The following is a 22,387-nucleotide window of genomic DNA, read 5'->3' on the forward strand; positions in this document are numbered from 1 at the left end:
GTTGGGATGGGTGTTGCGGTTCCCGGGAGATTGTGGGACGCGGGGGGTGGTGGGGGGTCTGTTTCGTCGGCGGGTGCGGGTCCGGTGGGGCTTCTCGCACAGTTCCCCGCGCCCCTGAGGAGCAGGGGCTGCGCCCCGTGCTCTTCAGGCCCGCAGGGCCTGTTTCTTCAGGGCTCACGGGTCCCGGCGGACCCGGTGGCGCCATTCCTCGTCCCGCACCGTGATCGGGGCCGTCGCCGGCAGGGGGCGGGCCGTCGGGGCCTCCGACAGGAGGGGGCGGGGGGCCGGGGTCGTCGGGGCCTCTGTCAGCGACAGCGTGCGGAACGCCGTCTCGATGATGGTCACCGAGGTGGCGACCGGGGCCGGGAGCCAGCCGCTGAAGTCGCGCACGTCCCGGCGGGCCGCTCCCGCGCAGTGCTCGGCCAGGGCGGCCGCGGAGGGACGGGACGCCGGGTCGGCGGTGAGACAGCGGCGCACGATGTCGAGGAGCGGCCGGCCGATGCCGTCCAGGGCGGGCGGGGCGACGTCGGTGGCGGCGATACGGGTCGCGATGGCCAGCGGATTGCCCCGGCCGTACGGGTGGGCGCCGGTGGCGGCGACCGCGGCGATCAGACCGAGCGCGAAGACGTCCGACGCGGAGGTCACCCGCCGGCCGAGGGCATGCTCGGGGGACATGTAGCGAGGGGTGCCGATGAGACGTCCGGCGGTGGTGAGGGTGGCCGCGCCCGCCGCCCGCGCGATGCCGAAGTCGAGCAGCCAGGGCCCGTCCGCCGCGAGCAGCAGGTTCGCGGGCTTGACGTCCCGGTGGATCACCCCCGCGGTGTGCACGGCGTCCAGCGCGTACGCGGCGCAGGCCAGCAGCTGCAGGACGGTGGGGACGGGGAGCGGGCCGTGGGTCTCCAGGGCCTGGTCGAGGGGGACACCCGGCACGTAGTGGGTGGCGAGCCAGGGCCGCTCCGCCCCGGCGTCGTGGTCGACGATCGGCACCAGGTGGTAGCCCGAGACGCGGCGCCCGGCGGCCACCTCGCGGGCGAACCGCTCACGGAAGGCGGGGCTGCCGGCGTACTCCGGGCGGACCAGTTTCAGCGCGACCGGCTGGCCGCCCCGGCTGCGGGAGAGATACACGGTGCCCATGCCGCCCTCACCGATCCGGGCGTACAGCGGATACCCGGCGATCTCCCGCGGATCCTCCACCCGCAGCGGCTCAGGTACCACCCCGCGCATCGACCGCCCCCTCCGCTCAGCCTCTCTCCGGAGCGTATCGCGCAACGGCTGTGGCGGTGGCGGATGCGGCAACCCGTGCACCGGCGGATACATCTGCCCAAGTGGCCCCCAGCCGCACCACGGTCTATAGAGGGGAGAAGAACCGATGAGAACGGGATGAGTGGGGTGAGCGCGGACGTGGACCAGCGACCCGCCGTATCCGTCGTCGTGATCGTCTACAACGACGCGGCCAGGCTGCGCACGGCCGTCCGCTCGGTGCTGGAGCAGACGCTGCGGAGCGTCGAGGTCGTGATCGTCGACGACCACAGCACGGACGGCTCCTACGAGGTGGCCGCACGCCTCGCCGCCGAGCACCCGGGCCGCGTGCGCGCCTACCGGCTGCCCGAGAACAGCGGCGGCTGCGGCGCGCCCCGCAACGCGGGCATCCGGGAGACCCGCGGCGAGTACGTCGTCTTCCTGGACAGCGACGACGTCCTGGAGCGCGACGCCTGCCGGAACCTGCTGGAGGCCGCCGAGACCACCGGCGCCGACCTCGTCTCCGGCCTCTGCGTCCGCGTCCACGTGGACACGCGCACCCGCAAGGAGGTCAAGTGGTACCCGTGGCTGTACGCCCGCACCCGTACCCTCGACTCGGTCGCCGAGCTGCCCGACCTCCTGGTCTACGACACCCTGTCCACCAACAAGTGCTACCGCCGGGACTTCCTGGTCGAGGGCGGCCTGCTGTTCCCCGTCGGCATCCACTACGAGGACCTCTTCTTCTCCGCCCAGGCGTACGCGGCCGCCCGCCGGATCACCCTGATCCCCAACCGGGTCTACGACTGGAACGTCGTCCAGAACCCGGGGACGGCCGCGGTCTCGATCAGCAACCGGCGGGCCGAGATCGCCAACTTCGCGCACCGCATGGAGATCCACCGCCGGGTGGACCGGCTCCTCGACGACCGGGGCCTGGGGGAACTGAAGTTCCACAAGGACGTCAAGTTCCTCAAGCACGACCTGGTGCTGCACCTGCGGGACCTGCCCTTCCGTGACGCGGCCTACCGTGCGGAGTTCGCCCGGCTGGCCCGTGCCTATCTGACGTCGGTCGACCCGGCCGCGTACGACGAGGTCGACCCCGTGCACGCCGTCTGCGCCTTCCTCCTGCAGCGGGGCGACTGGGACAACCTGCTGCCCGCCGTGGACACGCTCACCAACCGCGACAAGGTCTCCGCGCCGCTCGTCGAGCGCGACGGGCGGGTCTACTGGTGCGCCGAGCACCTGGACGCCCCGGGAGAGGAGGGGGAGTTCGCGCGCCGCATCCTGGACGTCACCGAACTCGGCCACCACTCCCGCCCGGTCGGCAAGCTGTTCCTGCGCAACGAGCTGACGCGGTACGAGCAGGACGCGGGAGGCGGGGGCGGTGTCCGTCTCGCCGGGCGCGTCACCAACCCCCTCGGGATCGTTCCGCCCGGCGCCCGGCTCACCGCCGAGCTGGAGTTCTACGCCCGCCGCCCCGGTGTGCGCCTCCAGACCTTCCGGGTGCCGGTGCCGACCGTCCGGCACGAGGGGCCGTACCTCACCTGGGAGGCGACCGCGGACATCGCGAGGACGCTGCGCCCGCTCGGCATCGTGGACGCCGTCTGGGACGTACGCCTCCACCTGGACGTCGACGGCGAGCGCACCACCAGCCGGCTCACCGCCGCCGAACCGGGCCTCGTCACGGGCTCGTTGCCGGTCCGCCCGCGCCTGACCCGGCTGGTCGCCGACCGGATCGAGCCGCGGATCTCCGCCCGCGGCCACCTCGCCTTCCGGCTGGTCCCCGACAAGAAGGCCCACGCCCTCGTCACCCGAGGGCTGCGGGGCACACCCGGCCGGCTCGCCAAGTCCGGCTACCGCAGGGCGAGGACGCTGCGCGCGAGAGCCACCTCGGGAGACACCAAGATCCGTCTCTACGAGGAGGTGTTCCGACGTCTGCCGATGCGCCGGCGCCTGGTGGTCTTCGAGAGCCACCTCGGCCGGCAGTACAGCGACAGTCCCCGGGCGATCTACGAGGAGATGCGCCGCCAGGGTCTCGACTTCGAGGCGGTGTGGTCCTACACCGGCCGCCCGGAGGGCTTCCCCGCCGACGCCACCCTCGTCCGCCGCTGGTCCCTGCCGTATCTGCGGGCGCTGGCCCGTGCCGGGTTCTGGATCGACAACCAGAGTTTCCCGCTGAAGCTGACCAAGCGCCCCGGCACGACCTACCTCCAGACCTGGCACGGCTCCGCGCTCAAGCGCATGGGCTTCGACGAACCCGGCTGGAAGCTCAAGACCCGGGCCGAGCAGGCCGAACAGCAGCGCACACTCGACCGCTTCGACCACTTCCTGATCCGCTCCGAGCACGACGTCCGCACCCTGGCGAGGGCCTTCCGGCTGCGCGAGAAGGTGCTGCTGCGGGTGGGCTACCCCCGCAACGACGCGCTCGTGCGCGCCCGGGGGACCCGGCCGTCCTCACAACGACCGCCACTGGCGGCCGAGTTGGGCATCCCGGTGGACAGGAAGATCCTGCTCTACGCCCCCACCTTCCGCCACCAGGGGCAGCGCCGCTTCGCCCTCCCCTTCGACGTGGAGCGCTTCGCCGACACGTTCGGCGACGAGTACGTCCTCCTCGTCCGCGCCCACTACCTCGACCATGTCGTGCTCCCCCCGTCGGTCCGGGGCCGGGTCGTCGACGTCTCGGCCCACCACGACGTGACCCCGCTCCTCACCCTCGCGGACGCGCTGATCACGGACTACTCGTCGGTGATGTTCGACTACGCCCTGCTCGACCGCCCGATGCTGTTCTTCGCGTACGACTACGAGGAGTACGTGCACGAGGGCCGGGGCACCTACTTCGACCTGCTGGAACGGGCGCCGGGCCCGGTCGTGCGGACGGAGGACGAGCTGCACTGCGTCCTGCGGTCGATGCCGCTGGAGGACCAGACGCTCAAGTACGCCGCCGCGCGCGAGCGGTTCACGGCCGACTTCGGCGAGTACGACAAGGGGACGGCGGCCCAGAGCGTCGTCGACCAGTTCTTCTCCGAGTGGAGGCGCGGGTGACCGGTTCGGACGGGACACGAGGCGCCGGGGCACGGGACGTCTTCCTGGTGTCCAACAGCGTGGACGAGACGGGTGGTGTGACCAGCTGGTCACACCACCTGGCCCGCCTCCTCGCCGGGCGCGGACACCGGGTGCACGTCATCGGGATCGCCACCCCCGAGGACCCGCACGACCTGGGCGAACTCCCCTACCCCACCACCAGGCTGTACGAGGGACAGCCGCCGCCTCCCGGTCGCGCGCGGGACGCGAGCAGACGGGACAGGGCGGCCCAGCTCACCGGGCTCTTCCGGGCCGCGCGGCCCGGCGGGGTGGTCATCGTGACCCAGGTGTGGGCGATGGAGTGGGTGAGGCTCGCCGACACCACCGGTCTGACCGTCATCGGGATGAGTCACGAGTCCTTCGCGGCCTCGCGGCGCTCCTCGCGCTTCCGGCGGGTCCTGACGTACTACCGGGACGTCGACCGGATGCTCGTCCTCACCCGCGAGGACGCCGACCTGTGGATCGGTGAGGGCCTCAACAACGTCTCGTACCTGCCCAACGCCGTGCCCTGGCTGCCGCGGACGCCCTCGCCGCGCACCGGGAAGGCCGTGGTCAGCATCGGCCGGCTCAGCGACGAGAAGGGTGTCGACATGCTCCTCGACACCTGGGCCGAGGTGGCACCCCGCCACCCCGACTGGACCCTGCTCGTCCACGGCTCCGGCGAGGACGAGGAACTGCTCCGCAAGCAGTGCACGGCCCTCGGCCTCGACGACTCGGTGTCCTGGAGGGGCCGTACGGACGATGTGCCCGGGGCCCTGCGCGCCGGCTCGGTCTTCGCGCTGTCCTCCCGGGGCGAGGGCTTCCCCCTCACGCTGATGGAGGCCATGGCGATGGGCGTGCCCTGCGTCGCCTTCGACTGCGCCCCCGGCGTCCACGAGATCGTCCGCGACGGCGAGGACGGCCTCCTCGCCGCCCCCGGCAACACCGGTGAACTGGCCCGCAAGCTGGATCTGTTGATGACCGACAAGAGCCTGCGGGACCGGATGGGCGACACGGCGAGAAGGAACATCCGGCGGTACGGGACGGAGGAGATCCTGGACCGGTGGGAGGCGCTGTTCACCTTCCTGGAGAGGTGAGGTGAGGGCGGCGACGCCCACTGCGCCTACTTCTTGCCGCCGGTGAACCTCTCGTACTCCTTCAGCACCTCGTCCGTCGGCCCGTCCAGGCGGAGTTCACCGCGCTCCAGCCACAGCACCCGGTCGCACGTGTCCCGGATCGACTTGTTGTTGTGGCTGACGAGGAAGACCGTGCCCGCGTGCTTGCGCAGCTCGCGGATCCGCGCCTCGGAGCGCTTCTGGAAGGAGCGGTCGCCGGTGGCCAGGGCCTCGTCGATGAGCAGCACGTCGTGGTCCTTGGCGGCGGCGATGGAGAACCGCAGCCGGGCCGCCATGCCGGAGGAGTAGGTGCGCATGGGGAGGGTGATGAAATCCCCCTTCTCGTTGATGCCCGAGAAGTCGACGATCTCCTCGTACCGCTCCTTCACCTGCTCACGGGACATGCCCATGGCGAGCCCGCCGAGGTGGACGTTCCGTTCACCCGTCAGGTCGTTCATCAGGGCCGCGTTGACGCCGAGCAGGGAGGGCTGGCCGTCGGTGTAGATGCGGCCGTTCTCCACGGGGAGCAGCCCGGCGACGGCCTTGAGGAGGGTCGACTTGCCGGAGCCGTTGGTGCCGATGAGCCCGATGGCCTCGCCCCGGTACGCGGTGAACGACACGTTCCGCACGGCGTGCACGGTGCGTACGCCTGCCGCCTTCTCGGACTTCTTCCGCCGCAGGATGCGGTTGAGGGCGGCGGTGGCGGTGCCGCGCCCGGCACCGGTGCCGTTGACCCGGTAGACGATGTCGACGCCGTCGACGACGACGGTGGGGACCGGCTCGGTGGCGGTGTCCGGCCCGGGTGCGTGCCGCGCGTCCGGAACGGTGATGGTGGGGGTGATCGTGTCAGCCACGGCCGTACGTCTCCTCAGCCTTCCAGAAGTAGATGAACCCGCCGACGCCCGCGAGGAGCGCCCAGCCCGCGGCGATCGCCCAGACGTGCGGCGGGAGTTGGCTCGCGTGGAAGCTGTCGATCAGCGCGAACCTCATGAGGTCGATGTAGACGGCGGCCGGATTGCACTCCAGCAGCAGATGCACGAAGGCCGGGATGTCCCGGTCGGCGAGTTTGTGGTCGATGCTGAACATCACGCCCGAGGCGTACATCCAGGTGCGCAGGACGAAAGGCATCAGCTGCGAGATGTCGGGGGTCCTGGCGCCGATCCGCGCCATCGCCATCGCGATGCCGGCGTTGAACACGAACTGCAGCGCCAGCGCGGGCACGATCAGCAGCCACGACATGGCCACCGGCACCCCGAAGGCCAGCAGGATCACGACCAGCGCGGCCATGGAGAACAGCAGCTGCTGGAGCTGCTGAAGGCAGTACGACAGGGGCAGCGAGGCCCGGGGGAAGTGCAGCGCCCGGACGAGGCCCAGGCTGCCGGACATGGCGCGGGTGCCCGCCATGATCGAGCTCTGGGTGAAGGTCCACACGAACACGCCGGTCACGAGGAACGGGACGTAGTCCGGCACACCCTTCTTGGTGCCCATGAGCAGGCCGAAGATCAGGTAGTAGACCGCCGCGTTCAGCAGGGGGTTCGCGATCTGCCAGACCTGGCCGAGCTTCGCCTGGCTGTACTGCGCGGTCAGCTTGGCCGTGGCGAAGGCGGTGATGAAGTGCCGCCTGGCCCACAGCTGCCGTACGTACGCGCCGAGGGAGGGGCGGGCCCCGCTGACGCTGAGGCCGTACCGCTCGGCGAGCTGGGCCGGGGTCTCGGCGGGGGTGCTCCGGCCGCCCGGGGCGGCCGGGGGGTTGGCCGCCGTGGGAGGTGGCGGGGTGTGGAGGACCTGGCTCACATCCGCTGCTTTCGCTAGTGGGGGCGTCCGCCGTGTTCGGCTGCCGGGCGCTCGGGCTTCCTGCGCCGTCCTTGCCCGGCTCTTACGTCGGGACGGGACCGTATCGTCGCAACGCGAGAGTAAGCCGATTCGACGTCGGAACGCAACCGTTTCGTCGTGGCGCCCTATGCTGGGGGGCATGACGACGAACGCCGGCCCCTCCGCAGCGCAGCCGCCGCCACGGCCGCGCCGCCGGGCCCCGGCCGGGGCGGCCGTGCTCCGGGAGGACGTGACCGAGGCGATCCGGGCCGCGGTCTTCGAGGAACTGGCCGCCGTCGGCTATGCCCGGATGTCCATCGAGGGGATCGCGCGCCGGGCGGGCGTCGGCAAGACGGCGGTGTACCGGCGCTGGCGCTCCAAGCTGCACCTGGTGCTGGACCTCGTCTCGGCGGTCGCCGTCCAGGGCCTGCCGATGCCCGACACGGGCTCGCTGGAGGGCGACCTCCGGCTGCTCTACGAGGTCACGTCCCGAGCCCTGCGCCACCCGGTCGCCGGCCAGATCATCCCCGACCTCCAGGCCGAGGCCGCCCGCAACCCCGAGATCGCCGAGGCGATGCGGAAGGCGCTGCGGGAGGGCCAGCAGGGCGTGGCCACGGGGATCGTCGCGGCGGCGGTCGCGCGCGGCGAGGTCGGGGCGGACGCCGACGAGGATCTCGCCCTGGACGTGATGTTCGGGCCGCTGTACTGGCGGTCGGTGGTGGTGCGGTCGCCGAAGCTGCCGAAGGGGTATCTGGAGAGCCTGACGCGGGCCACGGCCGCGGCGCTGCGGGCCCTGTAGGGGCGGGCAGGGGGCCGGGCGGGAGCGGCACCGGGTGCGCGGGGAGCCGGCCCGGCTGAACGTTTTCCGTGCGGGCGGCGTCTTGGTCACAGTCGCTCAGGAATGGGGTCGCCGTGACTCTCGTACGCTTACGCTTCCGTGCTCGTTCCGTGCTCCTCGCCGCCGCGCTGGTCGCGGGCACGACGGGGGTGACGGCCGCCTGCGACGGTGGGATCACCTCCCCCAAGTCGACCGAGAGCACGTCGCCGGGAGGTACCACGGCGGCGAACAAGGTCATGTGGCAGGAGCCCGCCTCGTACGTCTACACGCTCACCTCGACCTCGCAGGTCCTGACCGGGCGTTTCCGTGTGACGGTCCGGGACGGCGAGGTCGCCGGGGCCGTCGGTCTCGACAGCGACGGCAGGAAGGCGCTGGCGGACGGGCCCGGCCGGGTCCCCAGCATCGGCGACCTGATCGACAGGCTGGAGACCGCCTGGCAGGAGGGGGCGGACACGGCGGAGGCGGAGTACGCCCCCGACGGCCACCCCTCGCGGATCATCCTGGACCCGGCCGAGAACGCGATCGACGACGAGGCCGAGTACCTCATCGGGGCCCTCGAGGCGGGCGCCGGCTGAGCGCCCCGCGTCAGGTGCGGCTTCGGCGGCGACGCGGGGCGCGGGCTGTGGGGGTGAGAGCGGGGGTGGGCGCGGGCGCGGGCGCTGGTGCGGGCGCGGGTCAGAAGAGGTCGGTCAGGTCCGGGCCCCGGCCGTCGACGACGTCCGGGGGCTTGATGCCGTGGCCCTCGGCGGAGCCGAAGTAGGTCGGCTCGCCGGGCTCGGCGGGGGTGCCCAGGACGGCGTCGAGCGACCGGAGGGCCGCCGCGAGGCGCGGAGCGTTCTGCCTCTGCACCTCGGGATGCGGCTCGCCCCGGAAGTCGAACGGGCCCCAGACGTCGTGGAAGAGGGCCAGCTCCGCCCAGATGCCGGGTGCGTCGGGGGCCACCGTCAGCTCGACCAGTCGGTGTTCCCCGCGCTTCTCGCCCGTCGCGTCGATCCAGGTCCCGGAACCCACCACGAGCACGCTCCCGACCGACGCGTCGGGGAAGCCGACGGGGCGGCTGCGCTCGATGCGCCGGGGCACGTCCTCGTCGTCCATGGGGCCCTGGAGCGCCATCCGGGTGATGAGCCCGGTGCCGCCGCTGCCGTACACGAACCAGTCCCATTCGAGGCTGTCGGGTACCAGCAGTTCGTGCTCGCGCAGCACGGCGCACATCCGGGCCGCCACGGACAGCGCGGAGTCCAGGCCCGGGGGTGCGAACTCGTCGAGCTCCCACGTCCACGACGCACATTCCTTCGGGGCGCGCATGAGAAGGGACACGGAATTCCTCACGGATAGGTCGGGCCGTTGGCCGGGATGGTGATCGAGCCGTCCTGGAAACGCAGTTCGAAGGTGGCGTTGATCCTTTTGGCGTGCTTCTCGACAGACCTCAGGATGTCATCGGTGACCGCGCCCTTCACGTCGTGGATGTCGAGGATGGCGACCTTCTGGCCCGCGATCTCACCGGCGAGCTGCTTGATGGCGATCTTCTTGGCGGCGGAGTTGATGCCGGAGACCGACTGCACGTCCTTGAGCTGGACGCCGTACTCGATCCTGTCACCCGCCCTGACCAGCACATCCAGGTCCAGCTTGTCGCCGGGCGCCTTGAACTCGAAGGCCACGTCCTTGGCACCCCGGGCGCTCAGATCCGCCGCGTGCTCCATGGCCATGTGCACCGAGGGCGTCATGTCACCCTGCTTGACCTGGAGGAGGAGGTCCTTGTAGCCGGGCATGTCCGCGAGGTCCCCACGGGTGATGTGCGCCGCGATACCGGCTCCGTACGGGCTCTTGTTCAGCTGGGTGAGCATGCGCTCCAGGTCCTGCGACTTGAGCTTGAGCTTGTCGCTGTTGAGCGCGTTCACGACGTCGGCCTGCTGGTCGGGCCGCATGGGTCCGGTGGGAGGCGTGGGCGTCGCGTCGCCCTCGCTGAAGTCGGGCCTGTCGGGGCCGTCTCCACCGCCGGCTCCGTCGCCGCCGGGGCCGTCACCACCGCCGGGTCCGTCACCTCCTGCGCCGGGTCCGTCCCCGTGGCCGCCGCCACCGGGTCCTTCGCCGTGCCCGCCGCCACCGGGGCCTTCCCCGTGGCCGCCGCCGGGCGTCTCGCCGTGCCCACCCGCGGGGCGCTCACCGTGTCCGCCGCCCGTCGGGCCCTCTCCGCCCCGTGGGCCGCCGCCACCGGTCGGTGTCTCGTGGCTCCCGGACGGCCCGCGGCCCAGGTCGTCGGCGCGACCGCCGGGCAGATGGTCGGCGCGGCCTCCCGGAAGATCGCCCGCGCGACCGCCGGGCAGGCCGGTTTCCCCGGCCCGTCCGGTCCCGCCCAGATCGTCGCCGTCGCGTCCGACGACGGAGCCGCCGTCGCCCACCTTGGCCCCCGCGCCCACCAACTCGGGCTGCCGGGACCCCACATCGACGCCCCGCTCGGTGGCCGTCCCCTCGTGCTTGATGCCGTCCAGGGACTCCCGGACCGTGCCGTCGGCGTTGTGCACGATCAGCGTGTCGGTGTCGAGGTAGACGACCTCGCCCGTGGGCGTCTCCATGCGGACGGAGTTCTCGGGGGTGAGCCCCGACGGCAGTTCGTCGGCGATGTTCGGCGGATCGGCGATCTGGTACGTGCCCTCGCCGAGCTTGATGTGCGTGCCGTCGGTGATGCCGCGCAGGCTCGCCATGACGTCACTGATCTTCACCGCCGTCGCGCCGACGCCCTTGGTGATGTACGTCATCGGATCGACGATTCTGCCGGCCTTGCCCGCGAAGGAGATGGCCCTGGCGATGGCGCCCGCCTTGCCCGCGCCGGAGACAGCGCCGCCCGCACCGCCCGTGAAGACCGTGGTCAGGACGTTGAAGGTGACGGCCCCGGCCGCGCGGGACGGGTTCTTGCCCCATTCGTCGTACGCGATGAGCGCCTTGCCGGTCTCCACGACGGCCGTACGGGAATCGCGGATCCAGGAGGGCAGCTTGTCGTCGGGAGTGAGCCAGAACGCGGCGGCCGTCACCGGGTTGGACATGATGACGATGCCCGTCGCCAGCTTGCCGAGGCCGACCCATGCCTGCCCCGCCGCGTCCCAGCCGTTGAAGCCGACCAGCGTGCCCAGGCCCTTGATCGTGCCCCACACCCCGTCGACCACGAAGCCGACCGCGAAGTCCCAGACGTGCTCGTGGATGTAGTACCAGGGGTTGGACTCCTCGACCGGGTCGCCCCACGGCAGCCCGCCGGCGTTGTTCAGGTCCTCGCCCCGGTAGCCGTACATGTTCTCTTTGTTCGAGCCGTCGTTGACGACGAGCGCCTCGCCCCCGACCAGCGCGACGATCTTGTTGTAGCAGTCGCGCTCGGCCGCCTGGAACGCGGCGTACGCGGCGTTGATGTCCGAGCGGCGGTTGTTGTTCTCCTCGACGAGGTCACCGTCGGCGCGCCACTCGTCGTCGTCCGCGATCTTCGCGCGGAAGGCGACGGCGTCCTGGCGGAGCTGGTCGAACTTCTGCTTCAGCGGGCCGACGGCGGCGGCGTACGTGTCCAGCGCCGAGGCCACGGTCTCCAGTTCGGTGGCGAACTCGTCGCCCTTGGCGGCCACCGGCGCCGTCGTCGCGAACAGCGCCTCCGCCTCGGGGGCCTTGTAGTACGCGGAGAGACCGCCGAAGCGGGTGTGGATCGCCGCGCCCGAGTCCTTCAGGGAGGTGCCGGCCGAACGGACGCCCGCGATGTTCTGGTCGAGCAGCTCCAGGTTGCCGGTGAACTCGGGGACCTCCTCCGGGATGACGGGGATGTCGTCGCTCACTTCGGCCCCTGCCCGCCGTTGCCGTCGACACCCGGCGGCGGTGGGACCACCGTCGCCTTGAGGGCGTTGGCCTGCTGCTCGGCGGCCATGTCCAGGTCGCCCGTGACATAGGCGTTGGTCGCGTTGGCCGCGCCCTGCACGGAATCGATGGTCCGCTGCGCCATGTACGCCAGCTTCTGCTGCCGCTCCTGCAGGTACTTGCTCAGGGCCGCCGCGACCGGACCGACCGGCACCCGGGGGGTGCCCGCCGCCACCGGCCCCACCATGGGCCCGCTGAACTGCCCGCCCGGCACGGCCGTTCCGGCCGACTCGGCCGCGCTCGCCATGTTCGACACCAGCGAGTTGGCGGCCTTCTCCAGGCCGCCCGCCGCCTCACCGGTCGACTTCAGCGTGGTCTGCACGTTGATCGGATCGATGTCCCATGCCGGCATCGCCGCTACCCCCGTAACGCCCCTGTCGGATACGTCTTACGTCGCTCGCCCGTCGCTGCCCGTCGTGCTCACGCATGCTTCGCGCGCTCGTGCGTCGGATCCCTGTTCGCTTCCCTCAGTACACACGCGCAAACGGCACCGGACAGTTCCCACGGTACGACGATCCCGTCACGGTTCTCCCCGGATTTCTCACCGTGTGGGGTGGTTCACCTGCCAGCCCGCCCACGCCGACGAGATCATGTCGTCGACGCCGTACCGCGCCTTCCAGCCCAGTTCGGCGGCGATCCGGTCCGCCGAGGCGACGACGCGCGCGGGGTCGCCGGGCCGCCGCCCGACGGCCACGGGAGACACGTCGTGGCCGGTGAGCGCGGTGATCCGGTCGATCATCTCCCGCACCGAAACGCCTTCCCCGCGCCCGATGTCGAGGGTGAGGTCGGTGCCCGGGGCCTCGCGCAGCCGCCGCGCGGTCGCCACATGGGCCTCGGCCAGGTCGACGACATGGATGTAGTCCCGGACGCAGGTCCCGTCGGGGGTCGGGTAGTCGGTGCCGAAGATCCGCGGCTGGGCGCCCTCGGAGAGCTTCTCGAAGACCATGGGGACGAGGTTGAAGACACCGGTGTCGGCCAGGCGGGGGCTCGCGGCCCCCGCCACGTTGAAGTAGCGCAGGGAGGCCGTCGACAGGCCCGTCGCCCGGCCCGTGGCCCGTACCAGCCACTCGCCGGCCAGCTTGGTCTCGCCGTAGGGGCTCATCGGCACGCACGGCGTCTCCTCGGTGACGAGGTCCACGTCGGGCATGCCGTACACGGCGGCCGAGGAGGAGAACACGAAGGACGCGACCCCGGCGTCCGTGACGGCCGACAGCAGGGTGCGCAGGCCCTCGACGTTCTCCCGGTAGTAGTGCAGCGGCAGTTCGACGGACTCGCCGACCTGCTTCTTCGCCGCCAGATGGACGACGCCGGTGATGCGCCGGTCCCGGACCACGCGGGCCAGCCGTTCCGCGTCGAGGGTGGAGCCGATCTCCAACGGCACGCCGTCGGGCACCCGTTCGGCGACCCCCGTGGACAGGTCGTCGTAGACGACGGTCTCCTCGCCCGCGTCGAGCATCGCGCGCACCACGTGCGCCCCGATGTATCCGGCGCCACCGGTGATCAGCCAGGTCATGGACGACCGTCCCCTCGTAGGCCATGGCGATGCGTGACGCCATGGTGATGATGCAGGTGCAATCAGTCGGTTCTCAGTGAAGCAGGCGCCTGAGGCGACGCAGCACCACGTCGGTCGCGCCTCGCCGACCGGGCGCGAGGCGCAGCGCGAGCGCCCCCGCGTGCGTCGCGTACGGCTGTGCGAGGAGCACGCCGTGGCGTGTGCTTGGCAGTACGCTCCGGCGCAGCAGCCCGGCGCCCGCGACGGCGTGCGCGGTGGTGTCCCGGTGGGTGCCGTCCGCGAAGCGCAGCCGCAGCCGGAGGTCCCAGGTCCCGCCGCCCAGCGCGGCCAGGTCCAGCGGGATGTCCGCCGTCCAGCTGTCGAAGTCCGCCTCGGCCACGAGGGGGGCCGTGCCGGCGAACCCCACCCGCCCGTCCTCCCGCGCGGTGAACTCCGCCCGCACGCTCAGCGGACCCGCCTCCGCCATCCGCCCGTACAGCTCGTGGAGCCGCAGCCGGAGCCTCGTCCCGCGCGCGCGTGGCCGCAGTTCCGCGTCGACGGCGGCCGGCAGCAGGTGCACGGGGCGGACGAGGAGATGCTCCAGCTCCACCTGGGGCAGCTCCGCGGACCAGACGGGCGTACCGTCGGCCGCGCGCGCGTAGGGCGGGGTCAGCCGGGCCGGGCGGGCCGCGAGCTCCTTGAGGCGGGCCAGGTCGCGCGGCTCCTCGGCGGCGAGGATCACCCGGGCGACGACCCGGCCGGGCGCGGGCGCCGCCGCGAAGTCGCCCTCGTCGAAGGAGGTCAGGTGCGCGCGGGTCACGGCCCACCAGGCGCGCCGGTACTCCGCGCCGCGCAGGTCCAGCTCGCGCGCGTACATCCGCAGCGAGTGGTCGAGGAAGCGCGTCCGCGTCGCCCGCGCCAGCCGCTTCTCGCCGGCGCCCAGCAGGATGTCGTACGACAGGCGGTCGGCCTCCGTCCGGGCGCGCCAGTTGGCTGTGCCCGAGCGGTCGAGGGAGATGGACAGCCGGGCGGCCGAGCGGCGCACGTGCCAGACGTACACCCGGTCGGGGACGAGCGCGACCCGCGGCGCCGCGGCCAGCACGCGCGCGCCGAAGACGAAGTCCTCGTACGGGAAGCGGCCCTCGGGGAAGCGGATCGCGTGGTCACGCAGGAAGGCGGTGCGGTAGAGCTTGTTGACGCAGAGGGTGTCGTGCGCCAGGCGTACGCGCTGGGCGGGATGGGGTACGAGCGTGCGCCGGGCGTACAGCTCGGGGTGCCACGGGGTCTCCCGGCCGGACGGCAGCTCCTTGCGCACGCACAGCCCCGACGCGACCGGCGCGTCGTGCTCCAGGGCGGCGCCCAGCAGCGCGTCCACGGCACCGGGCGGCAGCACGTCGTCGCTGTCCAGGAACATCACGTACGGCGCGGCCGCGGCGTCCACTCCGTCGTTGCGCGGGGTGCCGCAGCCGCCGCTGTTGGCCCGGCGCCGCAGTGTCCGCAGCCGGGGCTCGGCCTCGGCCAGCCGCTCCAGCAACTCCGCGCTGCCGTCCGTCGAACCGTCGTCGACCGCGATCACCTCACGGACGGCCGGCCCCTGCGCGAGCGCCGAGCGGACGGCGTCCGCCACATGGGCGGCGTCGTCGTACCCGATGACGACGACGGAGACCTGTGCCTGCTGGAGAGCCATGGTTGCCCCGCACCTGTGAGGGATATATGCGCAATCTTCCCTTAAGAGAGGCTTTGTGGCCCGGTGGGGAAGAGGGGCTCGGGGCTGGGGTTCCGTGCGAGATGGTCGAATTCGGGCGGTACGTCCAGGGCTGATGCTCCGACGGTCCCTCATGCGGGGCCTGTGCTGGGGCCTTCCGCGGAGCCTTCGGGTGGGCTCGGTCGGGCTTCGGGATGGGCTTCGGGGTGGGCTTGTCGCCGGGTTTTCGACCGGCTCGGTCGGGTGATGGGGCGGCCCCTCGGTCGGACCTTCGTGGCCCCTCTGCCGGTCCCGGCCGGGCCGGCGGTCAGTTCTCCGGCTGCTGCAGTGCCGCCGCGTCCAGGGCGGCCGTCAGGTGGTCCAGGCGGTCGCGCAGGTCGCGGATCTCGTCGAGGTCGAAGGTGGTCGCCGAGACGATCCGGCGCGGTACCGCCAGGGCGCGCTCGCGCAGTGCGGTGCCCGCCTCGGTCGGCCGCACCACCACCGACCGCTCGTCGCGCGCGCTGCGTTCCCGGCGTACCAGACCGGCCGTCTCCAGGCGCTTGAGCAGCGGCGAGAGGGTGCCGGAGTCGAGCCGCAGATGCTCGCCCAGCTTCTTCACGGGCAGTTCGCCCCGCTCCCACAGCACCAGCATCACCAGGTACTGGGGGTAGGTGATCCCCAGGTCCTTCAGGATCACCCGGTAGACGCCGTTGAAGGCGCGTGAGGCGGCGTGCAGGGAGAAGCAGATCTGCCGGTCGAGACGGAGGAACTCCTCCTCGGAGATCTGCCCGGAGATCTCCTCGGAGACCCCCTCGGGCGTGGGAACGGCACTCGTGGTCATGGATCCAGCGTAACTCCTGTCCGCCATTTAGTTGTGGGCAATTGAATTGTGTGCTCTACTGGAGCCCGTGAACGGCGGTCGGACCGGACCGCCGGACGTGAGATGACCTGTGAAAGGGATGGTTCTCCCATGGACGCGCTCTACACCGCTGTCGCCACCGCCACCCACGGCCGTGACGGTCGCGCCGTCAGCAACGACGGCAAGCTCGACCTCGACCTGGCCCTCCCGGTGGAGCTGGGCGGCCACGGCCAGGGCACCAACCCCGAGCAGCTCTTCGCCGCCGGCTACTCCGCCTGTTTCGCCAGCGCCCTCGGCCTCGTCGGCCGCGCCGCGAAGGTCGACGTCAGCGACGCCGCCGTGACCGCCGAGGTCGGCATAGGCAAGCAGGGCGAGGGCTTCGCCCTCAAGGTCACCCTCCGCGTCGAACTCCCCGACTCCGTCGACGAGGCCACCGGCCGCAAGCTCGTCGAGCAGGCCCACCAGGTCTGCCCCTACTCCAACGCCACCCGCAACAACATCCCCGTCGAGCTGGTCGTCGAGTAGGTCCGGCACCTCCGGCAACCCCCCCGGCATCACCGGGCGCGGATCGCTCCGGGCCACCTCGCCGCGGAGCGATCCGCGGCGGTGCACCCGCAGCGATCCGCGCCGGCGCACACCACGAGGAACGGCCCCCGGTGGGCCCCGGCTCAGCTCGCCGTCACCACGTCGAGCGAGCCACGCGGGGCCGTGACGCGCTCCAGCAGCAGAGGCAGCCCCAGCACCGGCAGCAGCCACGCCACCACGATCAGCCGGTCGCCCCAGATGGTGATGTCCGGGTGCCCGGCCTGGTTCAGGATCCCCGTGCACGCGCCGGCGATCACGAACCACCCGAACACCGGCCGCTGCCGCACCGCGCCCCACGCGCCCGCCGCCAGCGCGGCCAGGAACAGTGGCTGGGTCAGCTGCCGGCGCGCCCACTCCACCCAGAACGCGGACTCCAGCCGCAGGAACTCCGGCCACAGCCGGACCCGGTCGGGGTGGGTGTAGTGGTCGGTGAGCAGGTCCTGCAGACTCTCGGTGGACGCGGGGTAGCGCAGCAGTCCGGCGAGCACCGGCGTGCACACCACCGCGCCCGCCGACACGGCCCCGACCGCCCGCACCCACGGCTCGACCGCACCGCGCCCCGCGCGTTCGTCACCGTGCCCACCACCGCGTGCGCGCCGTACGGCGACCACCGCGCACGCCCCCACCAGACACACCCCCAGAAACAGCGCCTGCGAGTGCTTCACCGTGAACAGCGCCGCCAGTGCCCCGCCCACCAGCGACACCCCCGCCCGCACCCGCCCCTCCGCGGCCAGCGCGCACCCCCACAGCGCCGCCAGCGTCAGGGCCAGCAGCACTCCCTCGGTCATGGGCCGCATGGCGGTCGCCCCGCACGGGAGGACGTAGTACAGGGCCTGCCCCGTGAGGGCCACGGGAGTGGGGGCGCGGACGGCGCGCAGGACGAGGAAGGCCAGTACGCCCCCGGTCGCCGCGATCAGCACGCTCGCCAGCCACACCCCCCACACGACCCCGAACACGGCGACGAACGGTGCCAGCAGCACCGGATACCCGGGCCGCGCCTCGAAGATCCGCTGGAACCGCTCCGCGGCGAACGGAGGGATGAAGCCCTCGGTCCGCCCGGCCGCCAGTCCCCGGTCCACCTTCCGCCACAGCTCCCGGCGGCACTCCTCGGCGACCCGCGCGGCCGGACTCGGCGCGCGGAACCGCACCACGTCCACACCCTGCTTCCGTTCGGCCGTCGCCGCCCGGCTCCCGCAGTAGTGGTCGATGGCCCCGGCCGCCGCCTCCCGCGGACTCGCGCCGCCGAGAGCGAGGGCGTACGCGACGTAGTTCTTGGTGTCGGGGGTGGCGCGCCCGGTGACGCTCGCGAACTGGAGCAGCGCGAAACCGGCGGCGAGCAGCAGCACCCACGCCCGCGCCCTCATGACAACACGAAGCCCGAGCTCGTCACCGGCCCGGCCGTCCTCGGCGCGGGCACCGCCACCGCCCGCTCGCCCAGGAACACCCGCCGGACGACCCGCTCGGCCGCCCGCCCGTCGTCGAACTCGCAGTACCGCTCCCGGAACCCGGCCCGCAGCCGCGCCGACTCCGCGTCCTGCCACTGCCCGGAGTCGAACAGCCAGGCCAACTCCCGGTAGGAACGGGACACATGGCCGGGCGGGTCGGCGGTGATGTCGAGGTACATGCCCCGGCTCGCCGCGAAGGCGTCATGGTCGTCGGCGTGGAGGACGATCGGCCGGTCCAGGTTGGCGTAGTCGAACATCAGGGCCGAGTAGTCCGTGACGAGGACGTCGGCGGCCAGCATCACCTCCTCGGCGTGCGGCTCGTCGGTCGCGTCCACGACGACACCCCGCCGGTGCAGCTCGGCGAGCCCGAAACCACGCGCCGGGCCGTCCGCGAGCGAGGGATGCAGCCGTACGACGAGGGTGTGGGCCTCGCCCAGGCTGCGCCGCAGATCGGTGGCGAACCGGGCCAGGTCGAGGCGTTCGACGTGGCCTCCCCGCCGGTGGTCGCGGATCGTCGGCGCGTACAGCACGACCGTGTGCCCGGCCGGGACGCCCAGCCGTGCACGGACCCGCGCACCGTCGTCCGGCCCGGCGTTCACCAGGACGTCGTTGCGCGGGCTGCCGGTGCGCAGCGAGGTGAACCCGCACGGATACGCCCTGCTCCACACCAGCTCGGAGTGGCGGTTGGCGACGAGGCTGTGGTCCCAGCGGTCGGCCCGGCGCAGCGTCTCCGGCACGTCCGCACCGAGCCGGGCACCCGGCCTGTGCAGCAGGTCGGCGCCCATGAACTTCAGCGGGGTCCCCCGGTGGGTGTGGACGTGCACGCTGCCCGGCCGCTTGGTGAGGGTGCCGGGCCAGGGGGTGTTGCCGACGAAGTACGTCGCCCGCGCGGCCAGCCGGTGATACTCGGCCGAGTCCGGCGTCACGTACTCCACCCCCGGCGGGAGCGCCGCCACCCGCTCCGGCCGCACCACCCACACGCCGCGGATGTGCGGCGCGAGATCGCGGGCGGCCTGGTACACGGCCGCCGGGTCCCCGAGCACGCCCCGGTGCGCGAACGCCGAGTACAGCGCCAGCCCCGGGTCCAGCGGCAGCCGCTCATGGGCCAGGGACCAGCCCCGCCCGACCAGTTCGGCGCCGGCCGCTCGCCATCGCTCCCCGTGTACGCCGAGCGCGGTACGGACCAAGGTCACGCGGCGCCGGGCGCGGTAGGCCGCCCAGCCGCCCTCCAGCACGCGGTGCTCGGGTGTCGCCGGACCGTCGTCCGACCGGTACTTCCGGTACAGCGCGGCCGTCCGCCGGAAGAACTCGGCCCGGTCGCCCGACGGCACCCGGTCCGGCTCGGCGAGGACGGACAGGCAGTGTTCGGCCATCCGGTTCCGCACGAGGGCACGCCACCCCGCCGGCCCGGGGCGGGAGTTCAGATGACGGAAGACACGCTCGTACTGGTCGTGCAGGTCGAAGTGCCCGCGGCTCGTGGTGGACAGGAGGCCGCAGTGCCGCCGCTGCCGGTGGGCCACACAGATCCGGTCCAGCGTGGCGATCCGCCCGGCGCCGAACAGCACCGGGAACGTCCAGGGCGTGTCCTCGTAGTGACCCGGCGGGAACCGGAAGCCGTGCGTCTCGACGAACTCCCGCCGGTAGGCCTTGTTCCACACGACCGTCGGCAGGTCGAGGACCCGCGGGCGGTCCGCGACCGTGAAGGTGCCCCGGCCGTCCTCGGACAGCAGGGGTGCGGGGCCGGCGTGCCGTGTCTCGCCCCACCAGTGCGCGCGGACGTGGTCGAAGACCAGCACATCGGGGTCCCCCGCCTCGTCGAGGCGGTCCGCCAGCGCACGCAGCGCTCCCGGTACGAGAGTGTCGTCGCCGTCGAGGAAGAGCACGAAGTCCCCTGTGGCGTACGGCAGTCCGGCGTTGCGGGCACGGCCCGGGCCCACGTTCGCGGGCAGGTGCAGCACCCGTACCCGCGGGTCGCGGGCGGCGTACGCGTCGAGGATCGCGCCGCTGCCGTCGGGCGAGCAGTCGTTCACGGCGATCACCTCCAGATCCCGGTACGACTGCTCCAGGACCGAGTCGAGGCACGCGCGCTGAAAGCCCCGCACCTCGAACACGGGGACGATGACACTGAAACGGGGCATGACCGTCAGCTCCTCACGAGGGTCGCGGCGGCGGGCGCGGGGGCCGGGGTCCGGTCGGCGAGCGCCACGAGGGGCGGCAGCGCCCGGGGCTCCTCGCCCAGGAACACCCGCCGGACGACCCGCTCGGCCGCCCGCCCGTCGTCGAACTGGCAGAACCGCTCCCGGAAGACGGCCCGCAGGGCGTCGGCCTCCATGTCCGCGTACGACCCGTCGCGGAACAGGTCCGCCAACTCCCGCTCGGTGCGCGCCACATGACCGGGCGGCGCGGCAGGCAGGTCGAGGCAGACGCCCCGGGTCTCCCGCAGGAGGTCCCAGCCCGCCGTGTGGAGCACGATCGGCCGGTCGAGGTGGGCGTAGTCGAACATCAGGGACGAGTGGTCGGTGATCAGCGCGTCGGCGGCGAGACAGACGTCCGCGACCGAGCGGTGCGCGGTGACGTCGATGATCCGGCCGCCCTTCCCGCGCGCGGGGGCGCCGCCCCGGCCGTCGCGGGCCCGCAGCAGCACCACGTACTCCTCGCCGACCGCCTCGCAGAACGCCTCCGGATCGAGCCGGGTGCCGGGGCCGGTGACCCGGTCGTAGGGGGTGTCGCGGTGCGCGGGGGCGTAGAGGAGGGCCTTCCTGCCCTCGGGTACGCCCAGTACGCGCCGGGCGCGCGTCACGTCCTCGGCCGTCGCCGTGTAGTAGACGTCGTTGCGGGGAGAGCCGTACTCCAGCTGTTCGTACGTGCCCGGGAAGGCCCGCTCCCAGGTCTCCGTGGAGTGCCGGTTGGCGGAGAGCACGAAGTCCCAGCGGTCCAGGTGCGCGACGAGGCCGGTGAGGCCGCCGGTCGCTGCGGCCGCCACCGGGTACGGGGCCCGGTCCGTGCCCGTCGTCGTCACCGGGGTGCCCCGCTGGGTCCGGACGTGGACACCGCCGGGCCGTGCGACGGCCGCTTCCGCCTCCGCGCCCGCCGCCTCGACGTCGGAGCCGTCGAGGACGTACCGCGCGCGGGCGAGGGCCCGCCGGTGACCCGGACCGCCGAGAACGGCGTATTCGGCGCCCTCCGGCACGGTGTCCACCGCATCGGGTTCGACGAGGAACACCGAACGCAGCCGCGGGGCGAGTTCACGGGCCTTGGCGTGGACGGCCACGAGGTCGCAGCCGATGTCACCGCCCTGGTGCGTGCGGTACGCGACGAGATTCCTGTCCGGCGGCAGACGGCGCTGGACGGCGCACACGGCGCGGTTCAGGGGCGCGCGGGGGCGGGGAAGCGCGGCCAGCGCTCCGGCGGCCGCCCGGTCGGCGGCGCTCAGTGCCCGGAAACCGGCGTACGAGCCGGACGCGAGCAGCCGGTGCTGGACCCCGAGGCTGCCGCCGGGAGGCCGGAACCCGGCCGGGACGTAGTGGCGGTAGAGGTGCGTGGCGCGGCGGAAGAACGCGCGGCGGTGGTGGACGGGCAGCCGCTCCGGGTGCGCGGCGCTCCGCAGCACCGCCGCGAACAGCTGCGCGAACAACGCATCCGGCACGCCCTGTTCGGCCGTGGCCCTGGCGAGCACCAGTTCCACCTGGTCGAGCAGTTCGAGCTGGTGCTCGCCCGGCTCGTGCAGCCGGCTGCCCTGCCGGCGCAGCAGATGGCGTACGCACACCGTCTCCCGCAGCTCGGCCGTACGTTCGGCGGCCAGCGCGACCAGGCCGCTCCAGCCGAGATCGGTGTAGTGGCCGATGGGGAACATGAGCTGGCGCTCGGCGAGGAAGTCCCGGCGGTAGGCCGCGCTCCACGCCGGGGTCTGCGGGCCGGCCGGACGCACGACGGCCGTCCCGCCCTCCCACCAGTGCGCGCGCTCGTGCGCGAAGTACAGGACGTCGGGGTCGCCGGCCTCGCCCAGCCGGTCCGTGACCGCCCGCAGCGCGCCCGGCGCAAGCGTGTCGTCCCCGTCCAGGAACAGCACGTACGTGCCGTGCGCCGCCGCGATCCCCGCGTTGCGCGCGGCGCTCAGCCCGCCCGAGGGCGGTGACTCGACGGGGACCACCCGGGTGTCCCTGTCGGCGTACGCGGCGCCGACGGCTCCCGCCGGGGAGTCCGGTGCGTCATGGACCGGGATCAGCTCGAAGTCGCCGAACGGTTGCGTGAGGACCGAGTCCAGGGCGAGCGGCAGCCGCCCTTCGACACCGTGCGTGGGGACGATGATGCTGAAGCGGGGCATTCTGTCCTTTCAAGGCGAGTTCGTCGGGTGCGGGTGCGGGTGCGGG

17 protein-coding genes are annotated in these 22,387 nt (G+C 72.7%); 5 read left to right on the top strand and 12 right to left on the bottom strand.

Translation table 11 applies throughout. From position 1 onward, the window contains the following. Positions 1 to 174 precede the first annotated feature (174 nt). A complete protein-coding gene (locus ACZ6BB_RS06120) occupies positions 175 to 1,224 on the bottom strand; it encodes a serine/threonine-protein kinase (RefSeq protein WP_471614147.1) in 1,050 nt (349 codons plus the stop codon). Positions 1,225 to 1,380: 156 nt separating this feature from the next. Here ACZ6BB_RS06120 and ACZ6BB_RS06125 point away from each other — a divergent pair, with 156 nt between their 5' ends. Both ACZ6BB_RS06125 and ACZ6BB_RS06130 read left to right on the top strand, forming a co-directional pair. Next, positions 1,381 to 4,278 (top strand): bifunctional glycosyltransferase/CDP-glycerol:glycerophosphate glycerophosphotransferase, encoded by a 2,898-nt coding sequence (locus ACZ6BB_RS06125; RefSeq protein ID WP_471614148.1) that lies wholly within the window; start codon positions 1,381 to 1,383, stop codon positions 4,276 to 4,278. Continuing rightward, the gene (locus ACZ6BB_RS06130; RefSeq protein WP_471614149.1) at positions 4,275 to 5,393 is read left to right on the top strand and encodes a glycosyltransferase; all 1,119 of its coding nucleotides are present in this window, start codon (positions 4,275 to 4,277) and stop codon (positions 5,391 to 5,393) included. Before ACZ6BB_RS06125 ends, ACZ6BB_RS06130 begins: the two co-directional genes overlap by 4 nt. Positions 5,394 to 5,419: 26 nt before the next feature. Here the strand turns inward: ACZ6BB_RS06130 and ACZ6BB_RS06135 are convergent, their stop codons facing one another. Both ACZ6BB_RS06135 and ACZ6BB_RS06140 read right to left on the bottom strand, forming a co-directional pair. After that, positions 5,420 to 6,241 carry an ABC transporter ATP-binding protein gene (locus ACZ6BB_RS06135; protein ID WP_471614700.1) on the bottom strand — a complete coding sequence of 274 codons (822 nt, stop codon included), beginning with the start codon at positions 6,239 to 6,241 and terminating at the stop codon, positions 5,420 to 5,422. A gap of 16 nt (positions 6,242 to 6,257) precedes the next feature. After that, positions 6,258 to 7,205 carry an ABC transporter permease gene (locus ACZ6BB_RS06140; protein ID WP_471614150.1) on the bottom strand — a complete coding sequence of 316 codons (948 nt, stop codon included), beginning with the start codon at positions 7,203 to 7,205 and terminating at the stop codon, positions 6,258 to 6,260. A 178-nt stretch (positions 7,206 to 7,383) separates the two neighbouring features. On the opposite strand from ACZ6BB_RS06140, the gene ACZ6BB_RS06145 reads away from it, so the two are divergent. Together ACZ6BB_RS06145 and ACZ6BB_RS06150 are read left to right on the top strand one after the other, a co-directional pair. Continuing rightward, a complete protein-coding gene (locus tag ACZ6BB_RS06145; protein ID WP_319366677.1) occupies positions 7,384 to 8,022 on the top strand; it encodes a TetR/AcrR family transcriptional regulator in 639 nt (212 codons plus the stop codon). Between the two features lie 113 nt (positions 8,023 to 8,135). Further along, positions 8,136 to 8,636, top strand: a complete 501-nt coding sequence (locus ACZ6BB_RS06150; RefSeq protein ID WP_471614151.1) for a DUF6174 domain-containing protein — start codon at positions 8,136 to 8,138, stop codon at positions 8,634 to 8,636. A gap of 100 nt (positions 8,637 to 8,736) precedes the next feature. Here the strand turns inward: ACZ6BB_RS06150 and ACZ6BB_RS06155 are convergent, their stop codons facing one another. The 6 genes from ACZ6BB_RS06155 to ACZ6BB_RS06180 form a co-directional block, all read right to left on the bottom strand. Next, positions 8,737 to 9,366 (bottom strand): hypothetical protein, encoded by a 630-nt coding sequence (locus tag ACZ6BB_RS06155; RefSeq protein ID WP_471614701.1) that lies wholly within the window; start codon positions 9,364 to 9,366, stop codon positions 8,737 to 8,739. Positions 9,367 to 9,386: 20 nt separating this feature from the next. Beyond that, positions 9,387 to 11,870, bottom strand: coding sequence for a hypothetical protein (locus ACZ6BB_RS06160; RefSeq protein ID WP_471614152.1), 2,484 nt, complete (start codon positions 11,868 to 11,870; stop codon positions 9,387 to 9,389). Continuing rightward, positions 11,867 to 12,301: a DUF6507 family protein gene (locus ACZ6BB_RS06165; protein ID WP_471614153.1), complete on the bottom strand. Its 435-nt coding sequence runs from the start codon at positions 12,299 to 12,301 to the stop codon at positions 11,867 to 11,869. The genes ACZ6BB_RS06160 and ACZ6BB_RS06165 overlap by 4 nt, the downstream gene beginning before the upstream one ends. 189 nt (positions 12,302 to 12,490) lie before the next feature. Then, positions 12,491 to 13,462 (bottom strand): UDP-glucose 4-epimerase GalE, encoded by a 972-nt coding sequence (gene galE / locus ACZ6BB_RS06170; RefSeq protein WP_471614154.1) that lies wholly within the window; start codon positions 13,460 to 13,462, stop codon positions 12,491 to 12,493. Positions 13,463 to 13,535: 73 nt separating this feature from the next. After that, positions 13,536 to 15,128 carry a glycosyltransferase gene (locus ACZ6BB_RS06175; RefSeq protein ID WP_471614155.1) on the bottom strand — a complete coding sequence of 531 codons (1,593 nt, stop codon included), beginning with the start codon at positions 15,126 to 15,128 and terminating at the stop codon, positions 13,536 to 13,538. A 325-nt stretch (positions 15,129 to 15,453) separates the two neighbouring features. Continuing rightward, the gene (locus ACZ6BB_RS06180; RefSeq protein ID WP_471614156.1) at positions 15,454 to 15,969 is read right to left on the bottom strand and encodes a MarR family winged helix-turn-helix transcriptional regulator; all 516 of its coding nucleotides are present in this window, start codon (positions 15,967 to 15,969) and stop codon (positions 15,454 to 15,456) included. 129 nt (positions 15,970 to 16,098) lie between these two features. On the opposite strand from ACZ6BB_RS06180, the gene ACZ6BB_RS06185 reads away from it, so the two are divergent. Further along, positions 16,099 to 16,512 carry an organic hydroperoxide resistance protein gene (locus ACZ6BB_RS06185; RefSeq protein WP_471614157.1) on the top strand — a complete coding sequence of 138 codons (414 nt, stop codon included), beginning with the start codon at positions 16,099 to 16,101 and terminating at the stop codon, positions 16,510 to 16,512. Between the two features lie 143 nt (positions 16,513 to 16,655). Here ACZ6BB_RS06185 and ACZ6BB_RS06190 read toward each other — a convergent pair whose 3' ends face one another. From ACZ6BB_RS06190 to ACZ6BB_RS06200, 3 genes are read right to left on the bottom strand one after another with little or no spacing between them, the layout of a single operon-like run. After that, a complete protein-coding gene (locus ACZ6BB_RS06190; protein WP_471614158.1) occupies positions 16,656 to 17,936 on the bottom strand; it encodes a hypothetical protein in 1,281 nt (426 codons plus the stop codon). Continuing rightward, positions 17,933 to 20,155, bottom strand: coding sequence for a bifunctional glycosyltransferase/CDP-glycerol:glycerophosphate glycerophosphotransferase (locus ACZ6BB_RS06195; RefSeq protein WP_471614159.1), 2,223 nt, complete (start codon positions 20,153 to 20,155; stop codon positions 17,933 to 17,935). Before ACZ6BB_RS06195 ends, ACZ6BB_RS06190 begins: the two co-directional genes overlap by 4 nt. A gap of 5 nt (positions 20,156 to 20,160) precedes the next feature. Next, positions 20,161 to 22,341 (bottom strand): bifunctional glycosyltransferase/CDP-glycerol:glycerophosphate glycerophosphotransferase, encoded by a 2,181-nt coding sequence (locus ACZ6BB_RS06200; RefSeq protein WP_471614160.1) that lies wholly within the window; start codon positions 22,339 to 22,341, stop codon positions 20,161 to 20,163. Between the last annotated feature and the right edge of the window lie 46 nt (positions 22,342 to 22,387).

This window comes from Streptomyces sp. NPDC041108 (assembly GCF_055592645.1).

Bases quoted from the DNA above. Each gene is read 5' to 3' on its own strand.
- ACZ6BB_RS06120 (WP_471614147.1), bottom strand. From the start codon at position 1,224: ATGCGCGGGGTGGTACCTGAGCCGCTGCGGGTGGAGGATCCGCGGGAG.
- ACZ6BB_RS06125 (WP_471614148.1), top strand. From the start codon at position 1,381: ATGAGTGGGGTGAGCGCGGACGTGGACCAGCGACCCGCCGTATCCGTC.
- ACZ6BB_RS06145 (WP_319366677.1), top strand. From the start codon at position 7,384: ATGACGACGAACGCCGGCCCCTCCGCAGCGCAGCCGCCGCCACGGCCG.
- ACZ6BB_RS06155 (WP_471614701.1), bottom strand. From the start codon at position 9,366: ATGCGCGCCCCGAAGGAATGTGCGTCGTGGACGTGGGAGCTCGACGAG.
- ACZ6BB_RS06165 (WP_471614153.1), bottom strand. From the start codon at position 12,301: ATGCCGGCATGGGACATCGATCCGATCAACGTGCAGACCACGCTGAAG.
- galE (WP_471614154.1), bottom strand. From the start codon at position 13,462: ATGACCTGGCTGATCACCGGTGGCGCCGGATACATCGGGGCGCACGTG.
- ACZ6BB_RS06175 (WP_471614155.1), bottom strand. From the start codon at position 15,128: ATGGCTCTCCAGCAGGCACAGGTCTCCGTCGTCGTCATCGGGTACGAC.
- ACZ6BB_RS06180 (WP_471614156.1), bottom strand. From the start codon at position 15,969: ATGACCACGAGTGCCGTTCCCACGCCCGAGGGGGTCTCCGAGGAGATC.
- ACZ6BB_RS06185 (WP_471614157.1), top strand. From the start codon at position 16,099: ATGGACGCGCTCTACACCGCTGTCGCCACCGCCACCCACGGCCGTGAC.
- ACZ6BB_RS06190 (WP_471614158.1), bottom strand. From the start codon at position 17,936: ATGAGGGCGCGGGCGTGGGTGCTGCTGCTCGCCGCCGGTTTCGCGCTG.
- ACZ6BB_RS06195 (WP_471614159.1), bottom strand. From the start codon at position 20,155: ATGCCCCGTTTCAGTGTCATCGTCCCCGTGTTCGAGGTGCGGGGCTTT.
- ACZ6BB_RS06200 (WP_471614160.1), bottom strand. From the start codon at position 22,341: ATGCCCCGCTTCAGCATCATCGTCCCCACGCACGGTGTCGAAGGGCGG.